Source organism: Nitrospirillum amazonense, from assembly GCF_007828035.1.
Taxonomy (GTDB): Bacteria; Pseudomonadota; Alphaproteobacteria; order Azospirillales; family Azospirillaceae; genus Nitrospirillum; species Nitrospirillum amazonense.
Genome location: NZ_VITV01000010.1, coordinates 54,115 through 73,734 on the forward strand (window position 1 = coordinate 54,115; position 19,620 = coordinate 73,734).

15 protein-coding genes are annotated in these 19,620 nt (G+C 64.0%); 4 read left to right on the forward strand and 11 right to left on the reverse strand.

The genetic code is table 11. The annotated features are described in order from the left end of the window. Positions 1-3: 3 nt before the first annotated feature. Positions 4-1,386 carry a voltage-gated chloride channel family protein gene (locus tag FBZ87_RS23180; protein WP_145612970.1) on the forward strand — a complete coding sequence of 461 codons (1,383 nt, stop codon included), beginning with the start codon at positions 4-6 and terminating at the stop codon, positions 1,384-1,386. On the opposite strand, the gene FBZ87_RS23185 is transcribed toward FBZ87_RS23180, so the two are convergent. The 4 genes from FBZ87_RS23185 to FBZ87_RS23200 all read right to left on the reverse strand — a co-directional run bounded on the left by FBZ87_RS23185 (position 1,383) and on the right by FBZ87_RS23200 (position 8,346). Further along, positions 1,383-2,240 (reverse strand): ParB/RepB/Spo0J family partition protein, encoded by an 858-nt coding sequence (locus tag FBZ87_RS23185; protein WP_186454940.1) that lies wholly within the window; start codon positions 2,238-2,240, stop codon positions 1,383-1,385. The genes FBZ87_RS23180 and FBZ87_RS23185 overlap by 4 nt on opposite strands. Beyond that, positions 2,230-3,216, reverse strand: coding sequence for an AAA family ATPase (locus FBZ87_RS23190; protein ID WP_277906733.1), 987 nt, complete (start codon positions 3,214-3,216; stop codon positions 2,230-2,232). Before FBZ87_RS23190 ends, FBZ87_RS23185 begins: the two co-directional genes overlap by 11 nt. 141 nt (positions 3,217-3,357) lie before the next feature. Continuing rightward, positions 3,358-4,617 (reverse strand): replication initiation protein, encoded by a 1,260-nt coding sequence (locus FBZ87_RS23195; RefSeq protein WP_246134547.1) that lies wholly within the window; start codon positions 4,615-4,617, stop codon positions 3,358-3,360. A 1,062-nt stretch (positions 4,618-5,679) separates the two neighbouring features. Further along, positions 5,680-8,346 (reverse strand): YfhO family protein, encoded by a 2,667-nt coding sequence (locus tag FBZ87_RS23200; protein WP_145612973.1) that lies wholly within the window; start codon positions 8,344-8,346, stop codon positions 5,680-5,682. Between the two features lie 285 nt (positions 8,347-8,631). On the opposite strand from FBZ87_RS23200, the gene FBZ87_RS23205 reads away from it, so the two are divergent. Then, complete coding sequence (locus FBZ87_RS23205; protein ID WP_145612974.1) at positions 8,632-10,362, forward strand: hypothetical protein; 1,731 nt, start codon at positions 8,632-8,634, stop codon at positions 10,360-10,362. A gap of 6 nt (positions 10,363-10,368) precedes the next feature. Here FBZ87_RS23205 and FBZ87_RS23210 read toward each other — a convergent pair whose 3' ends face one another. Genes FBZ87_RS23210 through FBZ87_RS23235 form a run of 6 tightly spaced genes read right to left on the reverse strand, consistent with a single transcriptional unit; the run spans position 10,369 to position 16,633 of the window. Beyond that, positions 10,369-10,758: a GtrA family protein gene (locus FBZ87_RS23210; RefSeq protein WP_246134548.1), complete on the reverse strand. Its 390-nt coding sequence runs from the start codon at positions 10,756-10,758 to the stop codon at positions 10,369-10,371. Between the two features lie 44 nt (positions 10,759-10,802). Next, positions 10,803-12,080, reverse strand: a complete 1,278-nt coding sequence (locus FBZ87_RS23215) for an NAD(P)/FAD-dependent oxidoreductase (protein WP_145612975.1) — start codon at positions 12,078-12,080, stop codon at positions 10,803-10,805. A gap of 22 nt (positions 12,081-12,102) precedes the next feature. Continuing rightward, positions 12,103-13,068, reverse strand: a complete 966-nt coding sequence (locus FBZ87_RS23220) for an NAD-dependent epimerase/dehydratase family protein (protein WP_246134549.1) — start codon at positions 13,066-13,068, stop codon at positions 12,103-12,105. 17 nt (positions 13,069-13,085) lie between these two features. Beyond that, positions 13,086-13,838, reverse strand: a complete 753-nt coding sequence (locus FBZ87_RS23225; protein ID WP_145612977.1) for an SDR family oxidoreductase — start codon at positions 13,836-13,838, stop codon at positions 13,086-13,088. Between the two features lie 5 nt (positions 13,839-13,843). Further along, on the reverse strand, positions 13,844-15,181 hold the full coding sequence (locus FBZ87_RS23230) for an FAD-binding oxidoreductase (protein WP_145612978.1): 1,338 nt from the start codon (positions 15,179-15,181) through the stop codon (positions 13,844-13,846). Positions 15,182-15,184: 3 nt separating this feature from the next. After that, a complete protein-coding gene (locus FBZ87_RS23235) occupies positions 15,185-16,633 on the reverse strand; it encodes a UbiA family prenyltransferase (RefSeq protein ID WP_145612979.1) in 1,449 nt (482 codons plus the stop codon). Positions 16,634-17,188: 555 nt separating this feature from the next. Here FBZ87_RS23235 and FBZ87_RS23240 point away from each other — a divergent pair. Together FBZ87_RS23240 and FBZ87_RS23245 are read left to right on the forward strand one after the other, a co-directional pair. Beyond that, positions 17,189-18,163, forward strand: coding sequence for a calcium-binding protein (locus tag FBZ87_RS23240; protein ID WP_145612980.1), 975 nt, complete (start codon positions 17,189-17,191; stop codon positions 18,161-18,163). Between the two features lie 228 nt (positions 18,164-18,391). Next, complete coding sequence (locus tag FBZ87_RS23245) at positions 18,392-19,105, forward strand: hypothetical protein (RefSeq protein WP_145612981.1); 714 nt, start codon at positions 18,392-18,394, stop codon at positions 19,103-19,105. 31 nt (positions 19,106-19,136) lie between these two features. Here FBZ87_RS23245 and FBZ87_RS29340 read toward each other — a convergent pair whose 3' ends face one another. Next, the gene (locus tag FBZ87_RS29340; protein ID WP_186454941.1) at positions 19,137-19,400 is read right to left on the reverse strand and encodes a hypothetical protein; all 264 of its coding nucleotides are present in this window, start codon (positions 19,398-19,400) and stop codon (positions 19,137-19,139) included. Positions 19,401-19,620: the final 220 nt, after the last annotated feature.

Sequence of the window (19,620 nt, forward strand, 5' to 3'; positions counted from 1 at the left end):
CTCATGATCCCCCGTCGCCTGTTGGCCTCGTGGGCCGCGCAGACGCGCGCCCTGTTGAAATGGCTATGCCTGACAGCCCCTGTCGCCGCTCTGATCGGCAGCGCCTGCGCCCTGTTCCTGTGGGGCCTGGACCGGGCCACACAGGCCCGCTTCGATCACCCCGCCCTGCTTTACGCTCTGCCCCTGGCCGGCATCGCCATCGTCTGGGTCTATAGCCGTTTCGGCGGGCGGGCCGACGGCGGCAACAACCTGATCGTGGACCAGATCCACGAACCCGGCGCCGGCGTACCGTTGCGCATGGCGCCGCTGATCCTGGCCGCCACCGTCGTCACCCACCTCTTCGGCGGCTCAGCGGGCCGCGAGGGAACGGCGGTGCAACTGGGTGGCAGCCTGGCCAGCGGCTTCACCCGTCTGGTGAAACTGCCCCCGGTCGATACCCGACTGGTGTTGATGGCCGGCGTGGCCGCCGGATTTGGCGCGGTGTTTGGCACGCCCATCGCTGGCGCCATCTTCGCGCTGGAGGTGCTGAGCCTGGGTCAGGTGCGCTATGAGGCGCTCCTGCCCTGCCTGATCGCGGCCTTGGTTGGCGACTGGACCTGCCAGGCCTGGGGCATCGAGCATACCGCCTACATCATCGCCACCGGCGACGGCGGTTTTCACCTGCAAGGCTGGCTGCTGGCCAAGGTGACCCTGGCGGCGGTGATCTTCGGCCTGGGCGGCCTGGTCTTTTCCGAGCTCTCGCACAGCGCGGCGGCGCTGGTGCGCCGCCTCTGTCCCCAGCCCTTGCTGCGGCCAGTCCTGGGTGGCCTGCTGCTGATCGCCTTCGTCCACATCCTGGGCACGCGCGACTATCTGGGTTTGGGCGTCTGGTCGGCCGATCCAGCCGCGATCACCCTGCCCGGCCTATTCCAGGCCGCACCCTATCACCCGTTCAGCTGGCTGTGGAAGGCGCTGTTCACCATCACCACGCTGGCCACAGGCTTCAAGGGTGGCGAGGTCACGCCGCTGTTCTTCATCGGTGCCGCCCTGGGCCATGCCCTGGCTGGCGTAATGGGTGCCCCGACGGACCTGCTCGCCGGCTTGGGCTTCGTGGGGTTGTTCGCCGCAGCGGCCAACACCCCCTTGGCCTGCACCCTGATGGGGATAGAGCTGTTCGGCGCCGCGCACACCCCTTACATCGCGGTTGCCTGCTTCGTCGCCTATGCCTTCAGTGGGCATTCCGGCATCTATCTGTCACAGCGCATCGACGTGCCCAAGGGTCGGCTGTCACCGTCCTTACCTCTTGGGGGTACATTGCGGCAGGCGCGCGATCTGCCGCCAGCCCCCCTTACCCTGCATCGTCATATCCGTGTGCTGCTGAAGCGCCGATTGCGACGTCGCAATTAGCGGAGGATTTCGTCCAGCCGCTGGCGCAGCTTCTCCAGCCGCTCCCTGTCCTTGGCCGCCAGACCGTTGGGGCCGGCCGACACCTGCGCCAGGTCCCGCTCCATGCGCGTGATCAGGCGACCGGCAAGCGGTGGCACCTTGGGTGCCGGCACCGCCGACTCGGCCGGCTTGTTGGCGGCGCGCAAAGCCTTGATGGTGGCGCCACCCTTTATCAACCCCCACAGGCGATGGCGGGCGGCATCATCCTCGGCGTCGGCCAGGATGAACAGGTGGCTCTTGCTCACCTGGTCCCGATACGCGGGATATTCCGCCAGAATGCTGTCCGGCAGGCGCACCAGGGCCAGTAGGCGCGAGACTTCGGACTTGCTGAGTCCCACGGCGCCGGCCAGCTGGTCCTGGGTGTATCGATGGGTCTCTCCCAGGCGGCTCAGGCCCCAGGCCACCTCCAGCGTGTCTAGATCCTGGCGCTGCAGGTTCTCGATCAAAGCGATCTCATCCAGCCCACCCTGGGTCACGATGGCGAAGATCGTAGCCTTGCCCAGCAGGCGGTGGGCGCGCCAGCGGCGTTCACCGGCGGCGATCAGGTAGCCGCCCTCCGCCCGCTTGCGCACGACGATGGGCTGGATCAGACCCTGGGCGCCGATGCTGTCGGCCAGCTCGCGCAGGGCCGTCTCGTCGAAATGGCGGCGCGGCTGATCCGGGTTGGGGAACACCTGGTCCAGGTCCAGTTCCACCAGCTCTGGAAAATCCTCCGACGTGCCATACAGCTTGTTCAGCGGCTTGGCCGTGGCCGGCAACAGGCTGGCCGCCGTCGCCGCCAGGGCGGGATTGCTGCGGGCCAGTTTACGCGACATGGGCGACGTCCTCTCCATCCGCCTCAAGCAGGGCTTGGGCAACCTCGCGGAAAGGTGCCACGGTTGCAGGGTCCGATGCCACATCGATGGTGGGCTGCCCGGCTGCCACGGACTGGGGGAAGATGGTGGCGCGCGGCACGGGGGTGAAGATGCGGATGGCGCCGCCGAACCGCGCTTCCAGGTCGGCCAGGGTGGCGCGGTCCTGGGTATGGCGGGCGGTGAACATGGTGGGCAGGATGCCGATGACGCTGAGGTCGGGGTTGCCGCGCCGCCGCACCTTGCTGATGGTGTCCAGCAGCAGGGGCACGCCCATGAGGGCCAGCATCTCCGTCTGTACGGGAATCAACACGCCGTCTGCCGCCGCCAGGGCGTTCAGGGTCAGCATGCCCAGGTGGGGCGGGCAGTCGATCAGGATGTAGTCATAGGCCCGGCGGACCATGGCCAACCGCTCCCGCAGCACCAGTGTGCCCATGGGCTCGGCGATCAGTTCCGTCTCCGCTGCCGATAGCAGGATGGTGCTGGGCAGCAGGTGGAAGCGGCCGTCGCACACCGGCACGGCCGCCTGGCCCGTCGCCTGATCCTTCAGCATGACGTGATAGGTGGTCTTGCCCGCTTCCGACATGTCGGCCTGGCTGATGCCCAGGTGCACCGTGGCACTGGCCTGCGGGTCGGCATCCACCAACAGCACCCGCTGGCCCAAGGCCGCCAGGGCGGCGCAGATGTTGACCGAGGCGCTGGTCTTGCCCACGCCGCCCTTTTGGTTGGACAGGGCGATGATGGCGGCCGTCTGGCGGGCGCGGCGGCGCGGGGTCAGCAGGTCGATGACCGCCTGGGGAATCTTCTCCCCGCCGGTTTCCCAGCGGCTGATGCGGCCCTTGTCGTACTTGCGGCCCAGGCTGGCGTTCAGCCAGTCGGCGAAGGTCTGCTGGGTTTCACCACGCGCTTCCCGCGCGATCCGCAATGCGGCGCCATCCATGGCCGTCCCTTCCGTTTTAAGCCCCAAGATGTTGGCATCAGAATAGTGGCGCCGAATTGGCGGCGTCAACAAGTCCCGTTGTGTTACGTCAACATCACGCAGCTGGTTGCGACGTCGCAACCGTTAGCGCAGGCGTCATCCTTACGCCGAGGGGGCGGGGTCGGCGGCCCTACCCTTACGGCGTGGGGGTGCGACGATCTCCACCCCGGTGATGGACCCGGAGGTCAGCGAGACCAGGACGCTGCGGATGCTGGGCTCGTGATTCATGCGGGCCGTCTGCGCCGTGGCGGGATGGCCCGCCACCAGCACCAGCCGGCGTTCGCCCCGTGCCGTCTCCTCGATGCGCTCAACCTCCAGGTCGCGCAGCAGGGGGGCGGGAACGTTCTTGGCCAACAAGGCGTGGCGGGCGGCGGCCCACAGGGCGTTGGCATCGTCGGCGTCGGGCAAGGGCGTGGCCTCGACCACCGCCGGCTCCAGCTTCTCCACCTTGCCGATGCGCCGTGCCCGCCGGCCCACACTGTGCCGTTCCCGTTCCAGGAAGGTGTCGGCGACCTCGTCCTCATCCTTGGCGAAGAAGTCCAGCGTGACCTCCTCCACCTTGCGGCCCCGGCGCACCATCTTGGCCTCCGGCATTTCCACGCGGAAGGGCGCCAGCTGGTTCACCTCGGCGATGGCGCGATCGATGGTGCGGGTGCGCAGAATGCCGAAGTCCTTGTACGCCCCCTCCGGCACGTTCAGCAGGCGGCGCAACGTGTCGATGTCCAGCGCCAGCGAGGGGAAGTCCATCTGGTAACGCTGCATGCCGATCTCATAGAGCTTCAGCGCGTAGGTGCTGGTGACCTTCACCATGGCCGGGCCCGACAGCCGCGCCCACAGCTTGGAGGCGCGCTGCAGTTCCAGAAAGGCGTCGGTGAACTGGAAGTGGATGTCGGCGCTGTCGCTCTCGATCTCCTCCTCCGGCCGGACATAGCTGCTGAGGATGCGCAGCTCGGCACGCGACCGGCGGCCGCGGAAGGGGCCGATGACCACCAGGCTGGACTCGTAGATCTCCTTCACCGCGTCGAAGATGCGCTCATTGCCCTTGTGATTGCCGCGCACGACCTTCTTGGGCAGGCGGTAGAGCTTGTTGGCGAAGTTCTGGCTGCCGGCCAGATGGATCATGAAGTTCAGCATCTTCTGCGCCGGCAGGGACAGGCGTGACCCGTTGGCGGGATAGGAATAGACCGCCTCCGCCGCCTTGATCAGGTGCTTGTAGCCATCCCGCTCGAACGTCGCTGCCGCCACCTTGGCCGTCAGGCCCAGCGCGTTCTCCTCCGCCAGCGCCGGCACGGAGGTGTCCATACCGCCGTCCATGTCGATGACGATGCCCGGTCCCGCCACGTCCTGTGGCCGATAGGGCATGAGGGCATCCCTGGTCGCGGCCATTGGGGGCGATACCAAACGATCAGCCGCAGGCCCCGTCGGTATCGAAACCGACGGTCTCAAGACCGGTTTATCGCTTTTGCGCGCCATGCCATCATCCCGTGAATGAATGGCCGCACTGTAGGGGCTTCCTTACATGGACCGCAAGTAAGGAAAGGGTGGAAAGCCCTGATTTGCCAACTCCTTACTTCCTGGGGGCGCAATAGAGCGCCGCCCTTACGCCCTGGGGCGGCAGGCGAATCGCCCCGGCCGGTAGGGATATCGCCCCCTGCTGGTAAGCATAAGGTCGCAAAACCCCAGGGTTTGCCAGGGTTTGCGCGTCCTAGAATCCTTTTTGAAAGGGAATACCTAAAAATAACGGTTCATTTTGAGGGTAAAAGGATCAACTAAGGACCAAGCTGGACGCCTTCATCACCTCGGTGACGACGACTCGTGAGGTAAGGATCTCGCGCCTCCTTTCCACTCGAATCATGAGAGGAGCCGAATGCCCATCCCTTCGCCTGCCCCGTCCGCGGAAACCTTACCGCTTGGGGGAACGAAGCCATCATCCTTACATCCCGGGGGCTCCCATGCCCTATCCTTACGGCGTGGGGGAGCCGCACGCGCAGGCATTCTGCGCAGGCATTCGGCGGGGAAAGTCAATAAACAGCTGAAATAGCTAAAGAAAGGCGGTTACGCGCCATCTCGGTCGCCCAAGGGGCTAAAGCGGGTGGAAAATGCCCCCCCAGCGGTAAGGATGAACCCGCCGGTTCTCGAAAATCAACGGAGTCGCGGGCCCCCGATTGGTAAGGATACCGCATGACTCCGGTACAACACCGCCCTCAGCGTCTGGTCCGCCGCGACTCGCCCCCGGTGAGTAAGGATAGGGTGCCGCTACCGAGTCTCTTGGCTGGGGACCCTCCCCCAAAAGGTAAGGATGTCCCCCAAGCTGTAAGGACCCGTGGGGTGGGCCATCCGACCATGGCAGCCCGCCCGATGTCATCCTCACATGACTTTTGCCTTACACCGGGTCCCCGGCACCTTACCCGTCGCCGGGAGGCCTCAGGTACGCGTCACAGTCTGTCGATTCCACCAGGTAGAGGCCGCCAGGGATACCAGGCCCAGGAGGAAGAGGGCATAGCCCAGCGGCATGAAAGGCGGCCGGAAGTGGAAGGTGACCACCGACCAGCCGGCGGGCAACTCCACGCGCTGGAACAGCGGTCCGTCGGCGGCCACGGACTGGGCGACGCCGTTCACGGTGGCTGACCATCCGGCCATTGCCAATTCTAGCCGGCGCAAAGCGGCGGCGGCGGGACAGTTCGCCACCAGCGCCTCACGCGACTGTACATCCAGCGTACAGCCCTCAGCGGTGAAGTAAGGTGTTGCATTGTCCAGCTCATACACCGTCATGACGCTGTCGCGGAATACCGGGCGCAGGGGGCCGTCGGCACTCAATGTCAGGGAGAGCTTTGGTGCCTGCTCTTCGAACGCGAAACCGCCATCCAGCGCCTGGGTACGGATGCCGTCGGGCTGCACCGGATACATCCACACGGCCAGGGGCTGGGTGCCACCCGTCCGCTGCAGTTCCAACCGCGCATGGCCGCCGTTGACGGGCAGGCCGCTGTCCAGGGGAATGGGGAAGTACGTGTTGTCGGCCGGATGGTCTAGAACTGCAGATCCCTGGGCGCAGGTATCGGCCACACACAGCTTGACCGTCAGCAGTCCATCGCTCTTGCGGCCGTAGGTGCCTACTAGGATACCGACCTGGGTCACGACCCCGTGGTCGGGCAAGGGCAGGGTGAAGGCCGCATGGCCATCGCTGGGCAGGGGGGCGGCGCTATTGCCGTTCTGCTGTGCGGCACTCCCTGGAGGTGTCCAGTCATTGGCGTTGGTCGGTCCCCCCAGGACGTACTTCACACCCAGTTGCCGATATGCATCCAGGTTGCGCAGCAGGTTTTCGAGGGCCGTCGGTCCGCTGGCTGATGCCCGGCTGAAGCCGGTGAACAGCACATCTATGGTATTGTCGTCCAGATGTTTGACCACATGATCCACCCAGGCCCTGGGCAGGGGCATATCATTATGGTTGATGCCGGCGATACCGAAATAGGCGCCATAGTTGGGTGTCACCGGTCCCAGGGAATAAAAGCGCTGTTGACCCAGATGGTTTTGCAAGAAGGTCACGCCGCGCGTATCCACCACGGCCGCTGAGGGTAGGCTGCGCAGAGGCACAATAAACAGCAGCATCGCTTCCAACCCGGCCAGAATGGCTACCAGCATGGCGCGGCGTCTGGTTGCCAGGGGCAGTCCACCCAACAGAGCGAGGCCGCCCAGCACACCTTCTCCCACCATCAACGACCGCTGGAACCAAGGAGTAAGTGGCAGGCCGACAAGGGTGGGCGCGGCCGGAGTCAGGGCCGCTACCGTCACCGCGAAGGCTGCGGCCAAGCCGGTCCAGAATTCCCAGCCGGGGCGCCGCACCGACGCGGTGGCCAGATCCTGCACCGCGAAGCCCGCCAGGACGCTCAGCGAGAACTGCCACGAGGCGCAGAAATAACGGAAAAAGGCCGCTGTTCCCACGGCGGGAATGCTGGTGACCAGGGGGGTGATGACGGGTGCACCGTAGGTCGCGGTCATGGTCACGGCCGCCCAGGCGGCCAGGGCCAGGCGAAGAGCGCGGTACGTGCCGTCACGCAAGGCGCCAGCGGCGCCAACCAGCCCCAGGGCCACCAGGGCCATGCCGGCATAGCCGCCGACATTGCCCCAGAAAGCGCCGTTGCCGACAGGGACGGGCAATTCGCCCAAATGGCCGAAAAGATAAGGCAGCGTCAGGTTGACGATGTTGCCAGCCTGCAGGTGCATGTGTCGGAAGCCGTCGCCGCTGTGTCCGCCGACATTGGCCACGAGCAGGAAATCGGTGAAGGCGATCAGGATGGGAGCGGCCAGCAGCATACCCACAACGGCCCCGCCTGCCACGCTCGACAGGTAACGAGCGGCTACCCGGGCAGAGCCCAGGCCGATTAGGCGGACCAAGGTCCAAACACCGATCAGCAGGCCGTTAAGGTAAGCCGTTTCAGGAAAGCCGGCATACAGGGACAATGCCAAGCCTATTGGAATCCAATACCAACCGGCAGCACGACGCACCAACCCGTCATGGGACGGGGAAAAGCGGGCGCGCACCGCCTCCACCCCCAGCAGGATCATAGGTAGAAAGGCAATGGGATTGATGACAGCGTTGGCTAGCCAGGCGTAGGTGCCGTTGAACTCGTACAATACGCCGGCCAGGGTCGCAGCGACCTTGCCCGCCCCCAGGCGGCGCATGAGCAGTACCGTGAAGACGCCGGCGATAATCTGCAGGATGATATGCATGTATAACTGGCCATTAGGCAGGGCCAGCAGCGGTGTCAGTGGAAACAGGGCGGCGGACTGCATCTCACCCGCCAAGGGCATGCCCACGCCTTGGAAATAGTTCCACCAGGGCAAGTGACCGCTCAGCAGATCCAGCGCGGCGCGATGGCCCAGGGTCTGGCTGGTGAAGGCGATATTCGGATCCAGCGTCGGGTTGCCCGGATGGGCCATCGTGAGCTCGCTGGCCAGGCGACTGTAAAGCGGTGTCGGATCCGCGATGCGCAGCCCCAGGATCAGAGGCAGCTTCACCAAAATGGGGGCCAGAATGACCAGGGCCAGGGCCAGTCGATTGTTCCAGGTGGTACGGCCGGTATTATTTCGCATACGCTGCCTAATAAAGTGTAATCGTTTAAAAGTGGCGCCCTGGTCCGAAATAGGCAAAAAGGGCGACGCGCTTCCCAACGCGTCTACCGGTTTTGTCGCCTGTCCACAGAGCTGTCAAGGAAAGTCGGGGCCGCCGGCGCAGCCATCCCAACGCTGCAGCATGCGCGCTTCACCGTAGCATTCCTGCCAATTTCAATGATATAAATAGCGCTCTGCGCGCTCATTTCGTGCTTTGGCAGCGCAATTCTTGCAAACGGATTCGGAATAAAGATCGGTACGACTGATATGATTGACGCTGACTGGTTCTCCAATGTTACTTTTCTGGTTTATTTCACATTCGTAATTCTAGCGTTGACTTATTTGCCATGGGTGGCGGCCGTCACGGGCGGTGGCAGGTGGCTCAAATTGCCGGCTGAGAGAATTGTTTTGGGCGGCGTTAGCTATGGTGTGGCGGGTTACGTCACCTTTTTTGCTTATTTCTTTTCCCGGGCCATTGGCACCACCGTCACCTTAATAGGGGCCACGGGTTTCGTTGCCGCTGCCGTCTGCGCCTGGCGGGCGGGATGGCTGAGGAGGGAACGGCTGACCAACGATCCGGCCTTGACCGCGCTGGTGCTGGTCGGTCTGTTCACGCTGGCCCTTAGCGCCGCCGGGTTGATTTATGGTGGCATGGGGGATGTCCTACGGACGGCGGCTGTGCGCTTCTCGCATCATCTCCCCATAGACAACGCGTTGCCGCGCCTGTTCGAGGACGGTCTTTATCATAACTACATTCCCAGGCCTCTGACTGGTGATTGGCTGACCAGTGACCGCCCGCCGCTTCAGACGGGGTTGGCGCTGGAAGTGGCGCCGTTGGCGGTTCAGGCCGGGTGGCGCCATGATATGGCCTACGAACTCGCGTCCATCGGCGCCCAGGCGTTCTTCCTGCTGGGATTGGCAGCGTATCTGGCGGTCTGGCGGTTGAAGGATGGGGCCATCGCCGTTGGTCTTGTGGCGTGCGCCTTTTCCTCGGTCGCCATCATAAACGGATTCTTCGTATGGCCGAAGCTGATCGCAGCGGGCTTCATCCTGATGACGGCGGCGCTGCTGCTCTCTCCCTATTACCATGAAATCCGGGCCAGCTGGCGTCATGGAGCTCTGGTCGGTGCCACGGCTGCCTTGGCAATGTTGAGCCACGGCAGCACGGCCTTCATCCTGCTGGCCGTGGTTGTCCTTTTCCTTGCCATGGGACGAATCCCTACTTGGCGCTTTATCCTGGCGGGCGGCGTTTGCTTCATCGCCCTGATGCTGCCTTGGTCCCTCTATCAGGCCCTGGTCGATCCGCCCGGCAACCGACTGTTGAAGTATCATTTGGCGGACGTGACTCAGGTTGATCCCCGCAGCACCTGGGAAACGTTGCGCGACGTTTACGGGCCGCTATCCTGGCAACAAATCCTCCACACCAAGTGGATAAATTTCCAAAAGATTTTCGATGGGATGTGGGATATTCCCAAATGGATCGGGGAGGCCGGCGGGGCTTTGCTGGCCGGCGACAGCGCGCGGTATCACAGCCTGAGCGGGGGACTGCGTGGGGGACAGTTCTTCCTGGTGTCTAGCGTCGTCAGCGTGTTTTATTTGGGCTTGCCCGCCGTCTTGTTGGCCGTCCGCCATCAAAAGGATGCCGCCCGTTTCGTGTTGGTCACCGGAGGCGTGTTCCTGCTGACAGCAGTGGTATGGAGCCTCGCCATGTTCAAGGAAGGGGCTACCATTATCCATCAGGGCGCGCTGGCCATGCCGCTGATGGCGATTGCAGCCGGCGCAGTTGGTCTTTACGCCCTTTCGCCCTGGCTGGCCATCATCGTGACCGGAGCCGAAATCATGGTCAGCGTCGCCATATTCGGCATTGGGGTGCCGGACGATTTCCTGAAGGAGTATCACGAGCCCCTGATTAACCCGGGAATGGCTGTGGTGGCCGCGCTGGGCACGATTGGCTTCATCCTGGCCTGCCGAAGACTGGGTCGTCAGTTAGGAACCTAACGTCGCTTACTTGCGGAATGAAAAGTAACGATGGCCGAAATAGCTGGTCACGACCGGTGACAGCACGCCGATGATATGAGCGATATCCTCGGCGTGCCAGGTCAGGCCGATGGCGGGGAAGGCGAGGCGTGCCAGGCCTTCGCTGACCAGCCATACCTGTGCTGCGGCCACAGCGTTGACCATGCAAAAGCGGATGAATTCCTCATGGGCCTTGCGGCCCGACGCCTCGAACACGAAGCGGCGGGACAGCAGGTAGGCCGTGACCATGCCGAACAGATAGGCCACCAGCACGGCGGCCTCGAACGGCATGACGCGGTTCAGCAGGTAGCGCGCCACCACGTTCACGCCGGCGGAGAAGCCGCCCACGAGCAGGAAGCGGGCGAATTCACTGGCCATCAGCCTGTCCACGGGTGACGCGGGGCGTTTTTCCATGGCAGGGCTCACAGCGTGTCGACCATGCGCTTGGCGAAACGGATGCTTTCGGCGATGCCCCGATCCTCGGGGTAATAGTAGCAGGTGTCGGCCACCTGGAGGCCGGCGACCTCGGTCTGCACCGGCGGCAGCTTGTCCAGGAAATCGGGCTCGCATACCGGCTGGGCGTAGCGCAGGCGGCCGACGTGGGTATCGATCAGGTCGGCGTCGGTCAGGGCCGGGTTCAGGCGGTGCACGCAGGCCATCGTCTCCGCCACGAAATCGGCATCCGTCCAGCCCCACTTGGGGTGGCTGTGCGGCATGTAGTACGGGATGTAGACCACCGTGTCGGGCAGGGGCCGCAGGTTGGAAAATTCGATGATGCCGGGGATCTCCATCGTCGGATCATTCACGTTCAGCCAGAAGTGCCGGGTAACCGGCCGCTTCAGCTTAAGCATGACGCAGACCACGCCGATGTTCTTGATGGCGTCGTACTTGTCCTTGGTGGACTGGGTGAAGGCCGGGACGAGGCCCGCCACATAGGGCGTGGGCACAGTGCAGATGACGGCGTCGGCGGGGAAGAAGCCCTGGGCGGTGCGTACGCCCGTCACCCGGCCGTCCTCGGACACGATCTCCTCCACCTTGGCGCCCAGGTGCAGGCTGCCGCCGCGTCGCGTGACGTCGGCGGCGAGGGCCTGGACCAGGGTCTCCGACCCGCCTTCCAGATAGCCCAGCTGTTCTTTCATCAGGGATTGGCGGGAATTGCCGATGCGGCGGATGCGGGTGGCGATCCAGCTCGCCGAGACGTTATCGGCGTATTCGAAGAACTTCAGGTCCAGCAGCCGCTTCCACAGCACGTTGAACGGCTTCTCGCCCGCGCCGCGCTTGAACCAGGTGGCGGCGTCCAGATGTTCGATGGACTGGAAATCGCGGGCCTTGGTGGTCAGGAACATCTGCAGGCCCAGACGCAGCTTATCGATGGGGCCCAGCAGGGGGAAGGACAGCAGGGCCAGCGGATCGCCCCAGCGGTAATGCTTGCCGTCGATGAAATAGCCCATGGATGTGGTGCGCCATTTCAGCGTGTCGGCGATGCCCAGCTCCGCCAGCAGGTCGAAGGTCGGCTGGTCCGATTTGCAGATGAAATGGTAATAGCGCTCGATGCTCAGGCCGCCGAAATCGAAGTGCGCCGCCATGCCGCCGGGCTGGGTGTCGACCTCGTAGACCGCCACCTCATGGCCGGCCTTTAGGGCATAATGGGCGGCAGCCAGGCCCATGGCGCCGGCGCCGATGACGGCAAGTTTAGCCATTGCGGGAAACCCCTCGGGAAAATCAGAAGTCGAGGACGACGCTGGCGTAGCGCGGGTCGTTGAAAGTGACGGACAGCGCCTCGTCCAGCGGGGTGGAGCGCACGCCGAAGATGCCGGGCCAGTCGATGACGATGAATTCGTCGGGCGTCACCAGGGCCTTCAGCTGCTTGGTGGTGAAGGGCGGGTTGCGGTCGACCAGGGCGTAAACCGTTAACAGCGCGTGGAAGAGGCCGTAGGGAATGCGCAGCAAGGGCGTCTTGGCGCCCACCGCCTTGCGCAGGACGCGGATCAGCTCAATGTAGGTGATTTTTTGCTGGCCCGAGATGTCGTAGGTGCCCGTGCGGCGGCTTTCCAGACAGGCGATGATGATGGCGCTGAAATCTCCCACGTACAGCGGCTGGCGGATATAGCGGCCGGATCCGGGGATGGGGAAGACTGGCACCTTTTGCATGAAGCGGGCGAGCCAGCCCAGATGCTTGCGGTCGAACCATCCGAACATCAGCGTGGGGCGCAGGGTGACATGGGGGATGGGGCAGGCATCCACCAGCTTTTCCTGGGCCTTCTTGCTCTCGGTATAGAAGTCCACCGCCATGGAATTCACGACGGAGGAACTGGCGTGAACCAAGTAGGGCACGTCGGCGGCTTGCATGGCGGCCAGCACCCGCTCCGTCGCCGTGATATTGTTATCCTCAAACTCAGCCCAGTCCAGCCCGCCGATCTGGGCGTGCATCTGGATCACGGCGGCGGCACCTTCCAAGCTGTCCTGCCAGCCATCGTCCCGCGCCAAGTCGGCCTGGATGACGGTGAGGTCCGGGTGCATGCGGGCAAGCGCCGGGGTGTTCGCCGGATGCTTGTCGATGCAGACGATGTTGGTGTAGCCGGCATCCTTCAGGCGGACCACCAGGTTCTGGCCCACCAGGCCGGCGGCGCCGGTGATGACGATCTTGCCCACGGGCTTGCCATTGGGCATGTCGGTGCGGCTGGGCATCAGATTTTCATCCACCATTAGATTTTCATACGGTTGAAGATGGCGCCCGGCAGGTTGCGGATGATCATCATGATGCCCATCCAGAACCAGGGGGTGTAGAGGGTGGTGGCGCCCTTGGCGGCCGCCCGGTCGATGTCGGCCGCTACCTTCTCCGGCGTGGCCCACAGCGGCCCGCCCTTGGCCAGGCCATCGGTCATGGGCGTGTCGATGAAGCCTGGCTTCACCGTCAGCACCTTTACCTTCGTGCCGGCGAAGCGGTGGGCCATGCCCTGCGCGAACAGGGCCAGGCCGCCCTTGGCGGCGCCATAGACGTAATTGGACTGGCGTCCGCGATCCCCGGCGACGGACGCTATGGCGATCAGCGTGCCTTGGCCCTGGCGCTCTAGATGGTTGGCGGCGACGGTCAGCCAGGCGCAGGCGCTGGTCATATTGGTGATCAGCTGGCGGGCCATTTCGGCGGTGTCGGCCTCGGCTGCCTTTTGGTCGCCCAGGATGCCGTAGGCCAGCAGCACCGTGTCCACACGGCCGCCCAGCTTGGCGGCCATGTCGGCCCAGGCCGTGTCGAAGCCCGCTGCCGGGGCTGCCAGATCCATCATGGCCACCTCGGCACCGGCGGCACCGCGTGCCATCAGGTCGGCCGCGATGGCTCCAAGCCGGCGGCCGTCGCGGCCAGCCAGCACCAGGCGCGCGCCGCGTGCCGCGTGCAGGCGGGCGTAACGCTCCGCGACGGCGGAAGTCGCGCCCAGGATCACCACGGTCTGTCCGGTCATTTCGGTCACGCCTGCTTGCTCTTCGTAGGGGCCTGTTCCATGCGCCGCCAGAAGTCGGACATGAAGGCGGGGTCAATGTGCCGCTTGAAATCCGCCACAGCGGGATAGCCCGCCGCGAACAGGTCCGCCGGCATGCGCGCGTCCTTGGCGGGATAAAGCCGGCCGCCGGCGGCTGCCACCGTGCGATCCAGATCCGCCATCAGGGCCAGGGTGCGCTGACCCTGGTTAGGGAAATCCAACGCCAGGGTGGTACCGGCCATGGGAAAGGACAGGAGGCCGGCAGGCGCGACGTCGCCGAAGTTCTTGAGCACCACCAGGCAGGATCCGGTGCCCGAGGCCGCGATCCGGGCCAGCAGCTCCGTCACGGCCTCCCGCGCCACGGCGGGGGGCACGACGCATTGGTACTGGTAGAATCCCCGGGGACCGTACACGCGGTTCCAGTGATGCACACCGTCCAGGGGATAGAAGAACCCATCGAAGTGGCAGCGGCCGGCGAAGGTGGCGCCCGGACGGCTGTAATAGGCGGCGTTGAACGCGCGCAAGCTCAGGCCGTTGATCAGGCTGATGGGCGGGGTCAGGGGCACCGCGAGCTTGGCGCTAGCCGGCTGAGCCAGGCGCGGGCCATCCGGCGCGTGGCGCCCGCGGGAGAAGATGCCCCGCCCCAAGCTGGCGCCCTGGCTGAGGCAGTCGACCCAGGCCACGCTGTAAGGCCAGTCCAGGCTTTCGGCCGCCAAGTCGAAAAAGCGGTCGACATGGTCGAAGCGGATGTTCTCCACCTCCATGTCGGACGAGGCGATGGCTTGCAGCTGGATTTCCGCCCATTCGATCAGGCCGGTCAGGCCCAGGCCGCCGATCGTGGCGCGGAACAGGTCGGTATTGCGGTCAGGCGCGCAATCGACCAGGGTTCCATCGGACCGGCGCAGGCCCAAGGCCCGGACATGGTGGCCGAAGCTACCGGCCACATGGTGGTTCTTGCCGTGCACGTCGTTGGCCACGGCACCGCCCAGGGTAACGAACTTGGTGCCGGGGGTGACGGCCACGAACCAGCCGCGCGGCACGGTGATGACATGCAGATCGGCCAGGCTCAGGCCCGCGTCCGCCCGCAACACGCCGGTGGCGGTGTCGAAGGCGTGGCAGCGATCCATGCGGCGGGTGACCAGCAGGCCGCCGCCGGCGTTTAGCGGGCTGTCCCCATAGGAACGGCCCAGGCCGTGGGCCAGCGCGCTGCCGGTTTTCTCCAGCAGGGTGGTTAGCAAGGGCGCGGCATCTTCGCGAAAGGCGGGCGTCGCCACGTCATGTTCGACGCTGGCCAGATTTCCCCAGGACTTGATCGGCTGGCGCATGGGTCAGATCGCCGCTAGGACGATGGCCACCATAACGGCGCCGGTGATCAGGCTGGTGCGGTCGGTGGCGGCGAAGACGACGGGATCATCATGCAACTCGCCACGATGGGCCAGCAGCAGCAGGCGACTGATCCAGTATAGGAGGGGCGCGCAGGCCAGCCATAGCAGCGATGGATTGCGGTAAAGGACGTGAACCTCGGGGCTGTTGAAATACAGCGCCAAGATCAGGACGGAACAATAACCGCTGGCGCTGGCCAAGCCTGACAGGATGCTGAGATCCTCCAGCCGGTAGCCGCGACCTTTGGGATTGCCCTTGTTCGCCTTCAGGCTGCCGACCAGCTCGATGTAGCGTTTGATCAAGGCCAGGCAGAGGAAGACGAATACGGAAAAGCCCAGCAGCCAGGCGGATGATGGCCGGTCAATGGCGGCGCTGCCCGCCAGAATGCGCATGGTGTAGAGCCCGGCCAGCGTCAGCACATCGATCAGCATGTGGCGCTTGAGATGCAGCGAGTAAGCCAGGGTGATGATGTAATAGGCGGCCAAAACAGCGAGGAAATCGGCCGACACTATGAGCCCGCTCAGCACGGAAACACCCAGCAGCAGGGGCGCCAGAATGGCCCCGTGGATCAGGGGCAGGCGGCCGCTGGCCAGGGGCCGGTGGCGTTTGCTGGGGTGGGCCCGGTCATTGGGCAGATCCAGCAGATCGTTCAACAGATAAGCGCTGGAAGCCGCCAGACTGAAAGCCAGGGCCGCCAAAAGACTGTTGGCGATTGTGTGGCCGGTCAGGTCATGGCTGGCCAGCAGCGGTACCAGCACAAGCAAGTTCTTCAGCCATTGGTGCACTCGAATGGCTTTCAGATAAACCTTGATTCCGGCCTTGGGTGCCGTCAATTCAATGGCATCCCCACGTTCCGCCTTCAACCGCCGTACCAGGCGGGCCGTCGCGTTGGTCGCGATGGCCACGCGGCAACGGCGCCACACCGCGAAATCGACCCAATCATTGCCGATATAGTCGAAGCCCCGGTCGCCGAACTCACGGCACAGCATTTCGGCCTTGGCCTTGCCCGATAGGTTGATGGCCTCATTCGACCCGAAGGACCCATCGACGAAACCGAGATGCCGCGCCAAAGCCTCAACCAGTCGCTGGTTGGAGGCGGATGCCAAGTAAATACGACGACCATTTGCTTTTTCCTGAAGAAGAAAATCAACTACAGGCTGGTTAAGAGGAAGTGTCGTGACATCGACGCCGGCGTTAGCAGCCAGATAATCCTTCAACCACGCTTTGCTGCGCAGCGGCAAACGCCAGATGCCCAAGGCCGCCAAGGGCTTGGTGGCCAGCATGGTAAAGAAATTCTCAATTAGAAGATCAGTCCGAATAAGAGTGCCATCGATGTCCACCACCAATGGTACTTCGCCAACGTGGGCCAGGGGCTTGCTTTCAGCACCGTTCATCGGCTGGTGGACCCCCATAATATCATCGCCAGTGCGTTGAATAACTGTGCAAATATAATGCATCCTGTCCGTGACGAGGACGCTTGGGGCGAAAAAAGCCATAGGCCCGGGCCGGGCGTCAATCTTTTAATCTCCACCTTACAATCGCGAGGTTGATTGGGTCGAACGCGGTTGACCTTGGCGGAAGAGACCTGTTGGGCTGATGCGCGAATCGCTGCACCCGCGAACGGCGATACGGTCATTTTTTCCCGCCAGCAAGGGGAGAAAGCCCGCCGTCTCCGCCGAAGGTAATAGGCCTAATGGGCTAAAATCCCGGTCTGCTTGTCGATCGCTTTTCTTTGGCGGATGTGCTCCGGCGGCTTATGTCTAAAATTAAGGCGATAATCTTCTTGAATCCGTCTTGTGCAGCGGAACCGACGTGAATTATACCTACTTCCACGCGGGACTGGCGGAACGCGTTAATAAATTCGCCAAGGGGTTTTAACTGACGCGTCAGTGCCGCAGCGGGCTGCGGCTCCATAGCCAAAAGCGACGTTTTAGCGGGGGTATTAAAATATGCCGACTCTTTCCGGTGGTAACGGTACGGTTAGCTTCTCGACGGCTCCGACCATCTCGCAGGCGGATCAGAACAAGATCACGACGGCCCTGTCCGGTATCCTGGCGAACAGCACCGGCACGCTGAGCATCGCTAGCGTCGCGCCGACGTCGGCCAGCACCCCGACCCAAACCCTGTCCTCGACCATCACGTTCGGCACCAAGGCCGTTACCTCGGTCAGCAGCGTCGTCGTTTCCGGCTCCAGCGCCAACCCGACGCTGGCGGCTGTTGACCTGTCCCAGACAGCCGCGGGCACCTCCACCGGCAGCAGCATCGTCACCAACGTCGTGGCTGACAGCAGCCTTACTTCCGTCGTACTGACCGGCACCGCTGCCGGCAACACCACCGCCCTGTTCCTGGACGCCAGCTCTGGCGGCAAGGTCGTTGTTGGCGACGCCGGTAACAACTTCCTGGTGTTGAGCGGTGGCTCGGGCACTGGCTCGGGTGGCGTGAACACCGTCATCGCCGGCACCGGCAACGACAGCGTCATCGGTTCCTCCACCAACGACGTCATCAGTTCCAGCGTCGGCAACGACATCATCAACGGTGGCGCGGGCAATGACTCCATCGTCGGCGGCTCGGGTTTTGACACGCTGGGTGGTGGCGCCGGTAACGATACCATCGTTGCTGGCAGCGGCGGAGCCTACATCATTGGCGAGGCGGGCAACGACAGCCTGGTCGGCGGGGCCGGCAAGGACACCTTCATATTCAGCCCGGGTGACGGCAACGATACGGTCGCCGGCTTCGATGCGACGAAAGATGTGCTGGGCTTCACCAGCACCAATTACGGTGGCAAGTCACTTGACCTCGGTTCGCTGATCAGCAACGCCACGGTCAGCAACGGCAACACCATCCTGACCCTGCCGGACGGCAGCACCATTACCGTTCAGGGTGTCACGGGCGTGAACGTCAGCTGGTTCACCAGCAAGGGCTGATCCAGCCATCTATACATGAGGTACACTATGGCGGGCCCGGTGCCCGCCATAGTCGTTTCTGCACCACGGTTTTCTTGCATTCGACTTTATTCCAGGGCAGGGTTCGGTGCTTCCGCTCCCTTCTGTATTGGTAGACCCATGCAGCCTAATATCTTGGCGCCGGCCGGCACGACGGCGGTGACGACTCCCGCTCCCAGTGGCGATCCGGTGCGTGCGACGCCTAAGGTCATGGCCCTGCCGGAAGGCACCTATTACATCACCGTCCGTCTCGGCACCGAAGGACGGCAGCAGATCAAGGGCGTGACCTTCCCCTGTGTCCAACTTTCCTCACTGCCGGAACCCGGACGCAAGGCCCTGCAATTCCTGACACCCGACGGTCTCATCACCTCGACTTGGATCAACGGCTCGAACGGCGTGGCCGTGCTGGTCACGGCGGATTCGGCGCCCTTGCTGCTCACCACCTTGACCTTGAACGGCCAGCTGTCATCTTCGGTCTCCATCGGTGTGCAGCGATTGGGTGATGAGACGGTTCCTGCTACCATCGACGTACGGCTGGTTGCGCACATCCAGCGCATGGGCGATAAGGTGTTCGCTGGCGGCGAATGGGCCTCGGCCGGGGATCATCTGCTGTGGCTCGAGGGCTTCACCGTCGTCGGTTCGCCGGAGCTGGCCGATAGCTTGGAATATTGCGCCGCCAACCCGATTGACCAGACCGGTACCTGGGTGAAGGCCGGCACCTTGGCGGGAACCCAGGGCCGGGGGCTCCCCCTGTTGGGCGCCGGCTTCCGCTTGGTGGGACCGTTGGCCGCTACCCACCGCCTGGATTACACCGTTCGTTTCCTGCGCCACGGCGACATCGAGGGGCAGTCGGGAGTACTGTGCCGGTCCGGCCAGCCTCAGGATCCTTTGATGGCAATGAAGGTCGCGGTCCTGCCGCGATGATGCGATCCGCGTGATGTCCGGCTTATCTACTTCAACCCTGGGTCGGACGCTGCAGGACATGGAAGCGGCCGTGGCCGTGAAGGACTATGATACGGCCATAGCCTTGGGTTGGCTGGCGTTGGCCGAGCCTGAGACCCGGCTGGCCGCACTTCGAGGGTTGGTGCATGCCACTTTGGCAGCCGGCCGTCTGGAAGAAGCCGCCCATTACGCCGCCCGTTTGGTTCAGGGCGGAAAAATTGCGCTTGATGTCATCCTCGAAGGGGTCGTCGCCCTGAGCAGAGGCGAGCTTCGGCACGCCGCCGGTTGCTTCACCCGCGCCTTGGAGATGGACGGTACCCAACCCTTTGCGGCGGTCGGTTTGTTCCAGGCGCTGTCGGGATCCCGTGAAGACTTGGCGGTCGCCCTGGATCGCCTCGTCCCCGCGCTTTCTTGGAATGCCGAGGCCGACGATACCTGTCTTGCCGCCTTGCGGGGCTTGGTGGCAGGGGGCGCCGTGCCTGCGGTGGTCTACACTC